Genomic DNA, 8,613 nt, shown 5'->3' on the forward strand with positions numbered 1-8,613 from the left:
GTCGGACGACGACTCGGTCTCGCACACGCCGTCCCTGCGCGCCGTCGTCGAGGGCGCCCAGCTGGGGGCGTACAAGTTCGCCGGTTACAAGGCGAAGCCGCAGCCGCTGCGGAAGGACCCGGTGGACGCGATCTCCGTCCTGGTGCCGGACGCGAAGGACGAGGCGGCCCAGACCGAGCTGGACCGGGCCGCGATCGTGGCCGCCGCCGTCTACCGCGCCCGCGACTGGGTGAACACGCCCGCCAACCAGCTGCGCCCGCCGGTGCTGGCCGAGCAGATCGCCGCCGTGGCCAAGGACGCCGGGCTCGAGGTCGAGGTGCTCGACGAGGCCGCGCTGATCGAGGGCGGCTACGGCGGCATCCTCGCCGTCGGCCAGGGCTCGGACGCCGAACCCCGCCTGGTACGCATCGCGTACCGGCCCGAGGGGGTCGCCGACCCGGTGAAGGTGGCCCTGATCGGCAAGGGCATCACCTTCGACACCGGCGGTGTCTCGATCAAGCCCGGTCAGGGCATGTGGGAGATGAAGAGCGACATGGCGGGCGCCGCCGCGGTGTCGAGCGCGATGGTCGCCATCGCCGCGCTGCGCCCGGCCGTCCAGGTCACCGCCTACATCCCGATCGCGGAGAACATGGTCTCCGGTTCGGCGTACCGGCCGGGTGACGTCGTGACGATGCGCGGCGGCAAGCGGGTCGAGGTGCTCAACACCGACGCGGAGGGCCGGATGATCCTGGGCGACGCCATCGTGCGGGCCTGCGAGGAGGGGCCGGACTACCTGCTGGAGACCTCGACGCTGACCGGCGGCCAGGTCGTGGCGCTCGGCAAGCGTGTCTCCGGCCTGATGGGCACCGAGTCGCTCACCGCCCGGATCAAGGCGGCCGGCGACTCCGTCGGCGAGGCCTCCTGGCCGATGCCGCTGCCGGACGACATCCGCAAGACGATGGAGTCCGAGATCGCCGACATCCTGCAGGTCAGCGCCGGCATGGAGCGCTCCGGGCACATGCTGCAGGGCGGCATCTTCCTGCGGGAGTTCGTCGCCGACGGGGTCGACTGGGCGCACATCGACATCGCGGGCCCGTCGTTCTCCGGCGACACCAACGGATACCTCACCAAGGGCGGCACCGCGGTGCCGCTGCGGACGCTGCTGTCCGTCGTGGACGACATCGCCGCCAACGGCTGACGCCCGCCGGACGAACGAACCGCGCGACTACGACGCCTGGCGCTGCCGGGCGTTGTAGTCGCGCATCCGTTGCGGGTAGCCGGTGAGGTGGACGTCGTAGACGGGGATGTTCAGCGACCGCCCCCACCGCCACGCGACCTGCGGCGAACCGACCCGGCGCCGGGTCCACTCTCCATCGTGGGCGATGAGGATGACCGTGGTCTGGGTCACCGTCGTCTGCGGCTCGATGTACGCCTCGACGCCGTACTTGTTCCGGGCAAACCACTCAAGGTGCGACAAATCCACCGGTTGCTGCCGGGTGGTGCTCCCCGAAGGCGTCTGGTCGCCGTCGAGAAGCCGCCGAAGCCATCCCACTGACGCTCCTCATCCGTTGTCGAAGAGGTTCCCAGAGTACGCGGGGGTAACGTGTCCTTGGGCACCTCTGTGCGCGGGGTGCGCCGCCGAGTGACAAGATGACCGGCGTGGGGTGTGCTCTCACGAAGGGCCGCCCGGCCGGCAGCGAAGCACTCGGTGGGAGATGACGTGAGCGACACGTTCGATGTGGTGATTCTCGGCGGCGGCAGCGGTGGTTACGCGACCGCCTTGCGCGCGGCTCAGCTGGGCCTGAGCGTCGCCCTGATCGAGAAGGACAAGCTGGGCGGCACCTGCCTGCACCGCGGATGCATTCCGACGAAGGCGCTGCTGCACGCCGGCGAGGTCGCCGACCAGACTCGGGAGGCCGCCGCGTTCGGTGTGAAGGCCGAGCTGATCGGCGTCGACATGAGCGGCGTCAACGCGTACAAGGACGGCGTGGTCGCCGGGCTCTACAAGGGTCTGCAGGGCCTCGTCAAGGCCGCCAAGGTGACCTACGTCGAGGGCACCGGCAAGCTCGTCTCGGCCGACACGGTCGAGGTGAACGGGCAGCGTTACACCGGCCGGCACGTCGTGCTCGCCACGGGTTCCTACTCGAAGACGCTGCCCGGCCTGGAGCTGGACGGCGAGCGGGTGATCGCCAGCGAGCACGCCCTGACCATGGACCGCGTCCCGGCCAGCGCGATCGTGCTCGGCGGCGGCGTCATCGGCGTCGAGTTCGCCAGCGCCTGGAAGTCGTTCGGCGCCGACGTGACCATCGTGGAGGCGCTGCCCCGCCTGGTCGCCGCCGAGGACGAGGACATCTCCAAGCAGCTCGAGCGGTCGTTCCGCAAGCGCGGCATCGCGTTCAAGACCGGCAAGCCGTTCGAGAAGGTCGAGAAGACCGACGGTGGCGTGAAGGTCACCATCGCCGGGGGCGAGACGCTGGAGGCCGAGCTGCTGCTGGTCGCCGTCGGCCGGGGCCCGGCCACCGCGAACACCGGCTACGAGGAGCAGGGCGTACGCATGGAGCGCGGGTTCGTCCTCACCGACGACCGGCTGCGCACCAACCTCCCCAACGTCTTCGCGGTCGGCGACATCGTCCCCGGCCTGCAGCTGGCGCACCGCGGCTTCCTCCAGGGCATCTTCGTCGCCGAGGAGATCGCGGGCCTCAACCCGGTCGCGATCGTCGAGTCGGGCATCCCCCGCGCGACCTACTGCGACCCGGAGATCGCCTCCGTCGGCATCACCGAGGCGCAGGCCAAGGAGAAGCACGGCGCCGACAACGTCGCGACCTACAACTACAACCTCGCGGGCAACGGCAAGAGCAAGATCCTCGGTACGCAGGGCTTCGTGAAGCTCGTCCGGGTCAAGGACGGCCCGGTGGTCGGCGTGCACATGATCGGCGCCCGGATGAGCGAGCAGGTCGGCGAGGCTTCCCTCATCGTCAACTGGGAGGCGTTCCCGGCCGAGGTCGCGCAGCTGATCCACGCGCACCCCAGCCAGAACGAGGCGCTCGGCGAAGCGCACCTGGCTCTTGCCGGGAAGCCGCTGCACGCCCACAACTGAGCTGTCTACGATCGTCACAGAGAAGATCGAATAACGAGGAGTCTGGACTCATGCCGGTATCGGTCACGCTTCCCGCACTGGGGGAAAGCGTCACGGAGGGCACGGTCACCCGGTGGCTTAAGAGCGTCGGTGACCGAGTCGAGGTCGACGAACCCCTGCTGGAGGTCTCGACCGACAAGGTGGACACGGAGATCCCGTCGCCCAGCGCCGGTGTCGTGACGCAGATCCTGGTGGCGGAGGATGAGACCGCCGAGGTCGGCGCGGTGCTCGCTGTCATCTCCGGGGACGGGGAGGCGGCCGCGCCGCAGCAGGACGCTCCGGCCGCGCAGCCGGCGGCCGCCGCGCCCGCGGCTGAGGCCCCCGCGCCGCAGCAGCCCGCCGCGCCCGCGGCTCAGCCGGAGCCGGCCCAGCCGGCCGCCCAGGCCGCGCCGCAGGGTGGCGGCGAGGGCACTCCGGTGACCCTCCCGGCGCTCGGCGAGAGCGTCACCGAGGGCACGGTCACCCGCTGGCTGAAGAGCGTCGGCGACGCGGTCGAGGTCGACGAGCCGCTGCTGGAGGTCTCGACGGACAAGGTCGACACGGAGATCCCGTCGCCCGTCGCCGGGACGCTGCTGGAGATCAAGGTCGCCGAGGACGAGACCGCTCCGGTCGGCGCGGTGCTCGCGCTCGTCGGTGCGGCCGGCGGCGCTCCCGCACCCGCGGCCCCGGCTCCCGCTCCGGCGCAGCCGGCCGCCCCGGCCCCGCAGCCGGTGGCGGAGGCCCCGAAGCCCGCCGCCCCGGCTCCGCAGCCGGTGGCCGAGGCGCCGAAGCCCGCTCCGGCCCAGCCCGCTCCGGCGGCTCCGGCGCCGGCCCAGCCCGCGGCGAACGGCCAGCCGACGGCTGCGACGCAGGTCAACGGCGACGCCGGTGGCTACGTGACCCCGCTGGTCCGCAAGCTCGCGGCCGAGCATGGCGTCAACCTGGGCAGCCTGAACGGCACCGGGGTCGGCGGCCGCATCCGCAAGCAGGACGTCCTGGACGCGGCGGCGAAGGCCAAGGCTCCGGCGGCTCCGGCCGCGAGCGCTCCGGCGGCGGCCGCCCCGGCGAAGGCGCAGCCGAAGGCCGAGCCGAGCCCGCTGCGGGGGCGTACCGAGAAGCTGACCCGCATGCGCCAGGTCATCGCCAAGCGCATGGTCGAGTCGCTGCAGGTCTCGGCGCAGCTCACCACGGTGGTCGAGGTCGACGTGACCAAGGTCGCCAAGCTCCGCGAGCAGGCAAAGAAGGACTTCCTCGCCCGGCACGGCGTGAAGCTGTCCTTCCTGCCGTTCTTCGCGCTCGCCGCGGTGGAGGCCCTGCGCCAGCACCCGTCGGTCAACGCGAAGGTCGACGTGGAGGCCGGCACGGTCACCTACTTCGACGTCGAGCACCTGGGCATGGCGGTCGACACCCCGGACGGCCTGATGGTGCCGGTGATCCACAACGCCGGTGACCTCAACCTGGCCGGGCTCGCCAAGCGCATCGGCGACATCGCCGAGCGCACCCGGAGCAAGAAGCTCACCCCGGACGAGATCTCGGGCGGCACGTTCACGCTGACCAACACCGGCAGCCGGGGCGCGCTGTTCGACACGCCGATCATCAACCAGCCGCAGGTCGCCATCCTCGGCACCGGTTCGGTGGTCAAGCGTGCGGTCGTCGTCGACGACCCGGACCTGGGCGAGCTGATCGTCCCGCGCTACATGGTCTACCTGGCCCTCTCCTACGACCACCGGCTGGTGGACGGCGCCGACGCGGCCCGCTACCTGACGACGGTCAAGGAGCGCCTGGAGGCGGGCAACTTCGAGGCCGATCTCGGCCTCTGACCCACGCTGATCAGCCCCCGGCCACTACGGCCGGGGGCTTTTCTATAGCTTGGTCTCATGAGGATCGTCGTCGCGGGGGCCTCGGGCTTCCTGGGCCAGCCGCTGATCGCGCACTTGCGGTCCGCGGGTCATCAGGTCACTCAACTGGTACGCCGTGAGCCCGGGCGGCCAGGTCAAGTGCGATGGGACCCGACCAAGCCGGTACGCCTCCCGGACGAGACGGGCGCGGTGGTGAACCTCTGCGGCGCGGGTGTCGGCGATCATCGGTGGACGACGGCGTACAAGGAGCTGATCTACAGCAGCCGGATCGTGCCGACGACGACGCTCGCCACGGCCGTGCGGGAGCAGGACGTCCCGCTGCTGGTCAACGCCTCCGGCGTGGCGGCGTACGGGGATCGCGGCGACGAGGTGCTGACCGACGACTCGGCCACGGTCACCGGCGACTTCCTCGCCGATCTCAGCGTGGACTGGGAGGGCGCCGCGATGACGGCTGCCCCGGCGCGCGTCGCGATTCTGCGTACGGGTCTTCCGTTGCACCGCAGTGGCGGTCTGCTGAAACCGTTGCTGCTGGCCTTCAAACTCGGCGTCGGCGGCAAGCTCGGCAGCGGCCGGCAGTGGCTGCCCTGGATCTCGCGGACGGACTGGCTGCGCGCGATCGGCCACATCATCGCGACCGAGGAGCTGGCCGGGCCGGTGAACCTGGCCGGGCCCGAGGCCGCCACCAACGCCGAGTTCACCACCACGCTGGGTGGGCTGCTGCATCGGCCGACGATCATGCCGATCCCGGAGTTCGGCGTACGCCTCCTGGTCGGCGAATTCGCGAACGAGGCGTTCAAGAGCACTCGGATGGTGCCGGAAGCGTTGCGGCGTACCGGTTTCGACTTCGAGCACCGGACGATCCGGGAGGGGCTGACCGCAGCGCTGCGTGATTGATCCACTCGGGGGTCTGGTGCCGACGGGGTGTTAAGAATATTCTGCGACTTGATCACCTTCGTGAATCATTCACGAGCCCCCTCCCCCGAAGGAAACGTCCATGGCACTTACCCCCAGCCGCCGTTCCCTGTTCAAGGGCGGCCTGGTCGCGGGCGCGGGCGCGCTGCTCCCGCTCACCGCGGCGACCGCGGCGTTCGCCGACGACGACGCGTTCGACTTCATCATCGACTGCGACTCGTGGGGCGCCCGGCCGCCCTCGGGCTCGCTGGTCATGCGTACCGGGACCACCCGGAAGATCGTCATCCACCACATGGCGTTCCCGAACGTCACCGACTACTCGCGGGAGCACGCGCTGGCCCTCGCGCAGTCCTGCCAGAACCTGCACATGGACAAGAACGGCTGGTCCGACACCGGCCAGCACTTCACCATCAGCCGCGGCGGGTACGTCCTCGAAGGACGGCACCGCAGCTTCGAAGGCTTGAAGTCCGGCCAGGCCCAGGTCACCTCGGCGCACTGCGTGGGTGAGAACACCCAGAGCATCGGCATCGAGAACGAGGGCACCTACATCGACGAGACGCCGCCGGAGGCGCTGCTCGACTCGCTGGTGAAGCTGTCGGCGACGATCTGCACGCAGTACAAGATCCACGCGCACAACATGTTCGGACACTGGGACTGGAACAGCACGCAGTGCCCCGGCATCGCGTTCTACCGGCTCTTCCCGGAGCTGCGCCGCCGGGTGGCCGTCGCGATCGGTACGCCGCTCTCAGCGGTGCCGGAGCGGACCTGGCCCGACATCTTCACCAGCTCGGCTGGGCAGACCGTGGTGCTGACCAAGTACCTGCTGCGCAACCAGGGCTACACGACGCTCACCACGACCGGCACCTTCGACGCGGGCCTGCTCGCGGCGGTCCAGGACTGGCAGGGCAAGCACGGCATCACGGTGGAGAGCGACGGCACCGTCTCCGACCCGACCTGGGAGACGCTGGCGGTCGACGTCGACAAGGACGCGGTCGGCGAGCACGTGGCCGGGCTGCAGTTCGTCCTGGCGAACAAGGGCTACCAGGTCGCCGTGACCGGGGCGTACGACCACGACACGATGAAGGCCGTCCAGGAGATGCAGCGGCTGCACGGGCTGCCCGCCAACGGCAAGGTCGACCTGTCCACGTGGTGCGCGGTGGCCGGCGGCATCGTCAAGGACGAGTTCCAAGGCACCCTCCACTAACCCCACCCCCCTCCCTTCCCCCCACCCACCCCCACCCCGTCTCTCCCCGTTGATCATGGAGTTAACTGTGGTCTCGCCGGTGTGTCGCCACCGGAAACCCCATGATCAACGGGGATCGGGGTGGGGTCAGCAGGCGGAGACGAGGACGTAGTAGTTGGTGCCGGTCTGGCGCAGGGACGTCGTGGCGTACGTGTTCCACAGGCCGAGGTAGTCGTTGGACCCGTTCGCGTACGCGTACCCGAGTGTCTGGTGCGCGCGCCCGGCCACGGTGTGGGCGTAGTTGCTCGCGGTGTAGCAGGGGCCCGAGGAAGCGGACGGAGTCGGCGACACGGACGCCGACGGCGAGGGTGAGGGTGACGTAGAAGCAGTGGCGGTCGGGGACGGCGACGAGCCCGAGAGCAGCCCGAAGAACACTGCGTCGTAGTACGCCGAGCAGATGTAGTCCAGGAAGTACGCCGCCGTCGAACCGCATTGGTCGCCGCCGCTGCCGGGATCGACCGGCAGCCCGTGGGCCATCCCGCTGATCTGATAGAGGCGTACGTCGTCGGAACCGTAGACCGACAACGTGGTGCCACCGGTCAAGGTGGACGTCGATGTGGCCGTCGGCGAGACGCCGCGGACGTTCGTCCACTGGTCCCGCGAGTTCGTGGCGTTCTTCGGCTGCACCGTCGTGTCCGAGGTGCCGTGCCAGATCGCCACCCGGGGGTACGCCCCGGAGTAGCCGGAGTACCCGGCGCGAGCGAGATCGCCCCACTGCTGGGCGGTCTTGGTCGGCGGGCTGTACTGGCAGGTCGTGGCGTCGGTCAGGGAGGTGGCACAGCCGTACGGCAGCCCCGCCACGATCGAGCCCGCCGCGAAGACGTCCGGGTACGCGGCCAGCATGACCGCGCTCATCGCACCACCGGCGGACAGCCCGGTGACGTAGACCCGTGAGGCGCTGACCCCGTAGTTCGAGACGGCGTACGCGATCATGCTGCGGATCGAGGCGGCCTCCCCGGAACCTCGGGTGATGTCGCCGGATTGGAACCAGTTGAAGCACTTGGAGGAGTTGTTCGAGCTGCTCTGCTGCGGCAGCACCAACGCGAATCCGGCCTGGTCGGCGTACTTGCGCCAGCCGGAGTTGGTGAAGTAGCCGGTGGCGTCCTGCGTACAGCCGTGCAGGAGGACGACCAGGGCGGCGCCGGACGCCAGGTTGTCCGGCTGGTAGCTGTACATCGCCAGGCTGCCGGGATTGCTCCCGAAGCTGCTGACCTGAGTCAGCGAGGCCGCGCGGGCGGGCGCGGCGAGCAGGGCGGCCGCGGCGAGGACTCCGGCGGCCGCCGCCACGAGGGCGGACAGGGGACGGTTCATGCCCGTCAGGATGGGGAGATTCACCCCACCCCCGACATGGTGTGGCGACACATTTCGATGCGCCGAGTTATGGCGCGAACCGCCCCGCGCCCCGCGTTGATCATGGAGTTTCCAGTGGCGACACACCGGCGACACCACGGTTAACTCCATGATCAACGCGGCGAGCGCGCACGCGGCGAGCGCACACCCGGCAG

7 protein-coding genes are annotated in these 8,613 nt (G+C 70.2%); 5 read left to right on the forward strand and 2 right to left on the reverse strand.

Annotated elements, in window-relative coordinates; translation table 11 throughout:
• On the forward strand, window positions 1-1,177 hold a 1,177-nt coding region (locus AB0M47_RS40855), incomplete at its 5' end, for a leucyl aminopeptidase (protein WP_363423901.1).
• Between the two features lie 27 nt (window positions 1,178-1,204).
• Here the strand turns inward: AB0M47_RS40855 and AB0M47_RS40860 are convergent.
• Complete coding sequence (locus AB0M47_RS40860; RefSeq protein ID WP_363423916.1) at window positions 1,205-1,462, reverse strand: hypothetical protein; 258 nt, start codon at window positions 1,460-1,462, stop codon at window positions 1,205-1,207.
• 237 nt (window positions 1,463-1,699) lie between these two features.
• On the opposite strand from AB0M47_RS40860, the gene lpdA reads away from it, so the two are divergent.
• The 4 genes from lpdA to AB0M47_RS40880 all read left to right on the forward strand — a co-directional run bounded on the left by lpdA (window position 1,700) and on the right by AB0M47_RS40880 (window position 7,069).
• Complete coding sequence (gene lpdA, locus AB0M47_RS40865) at window positions 1,700-3,076, forward strand: dihydrolipoyl dehydrogenase (RefSeq protein ID WP_253761465.1); 1,377 nt, start codon at window positions 1,700-1,702, stop codon at window positions 3,074-3,076.
• A 50-nt stretch (window positions 3,077-3,126) separates the two neighbouring features.
• Window positions 3,127-4,914, forward strand: a complete 1,788-nt coding sequence (gene sucB, locus AB0M47_RS40870) for a 2-oxoglutarate dehydrogenase, E2 component, dihydrolipoamide succinyltransferase (protein ID WP_363423905.1) — start codon at window positions 3,127-3,129, stop codon at window positions 4,912-4,914.
• Window positions 4,915-4,971: 57 nt separating this feature from the next.
• A complete protein-coding gene (locus tag AB0M47_RS40875; RefSeq protein WP_363423907.1) occupies window positions 4,972-5,847 on the forward strand; it encodes a TIGR01777 family oxidoreductase in 876 nt (291 codons plus the stop codon).
• A gap of 100 nt (window positions 5,848-5,947) precedes the next feature.
• Window positions 5,948-7,069 carry an N-acetylmuramoyl-L-alanine amidase gene (locus AB0M47_RS40880; RefSeq protein ID WP_363423910.1) on the forward strand — a complete coding sequence of 374 codons (1,122 nt, stop codon included), beginning with the start codon at window positions 5,948-5,950 and terminating at the stop codon, window positions 7,067-7,069.
• Window positions 7,070-7,195: 126 nt separating this feature from the next.
• Here AB0M47_RS40880 and AB0M47_RS40885 read toward each other — a convergent pair whose 3' ends face one another.
• Window positions 7,196-8,419, reverse strand: a complete 1,224-nt coding sequence (locus AB0M47_RS40885; protein WP_363423913.1) for a PHB depolymerase family esterase — start codon at window positions 8,417-8,419, stop codon at window positions 7,196-7,198.
• Window positions 8,420-8,613: the final 194 nt, after the last annotated feature.

It is taken from the genome of Hamadaea sp. NPDC051192 (assembly GCF_040682475.1).
Taxonomy (GTDB): Bacteria; Actinomycetota; Actinomycetes; order Mycobacteriales; family Micromonosporaceae; genus Hamadaea; species Hamadaea flava.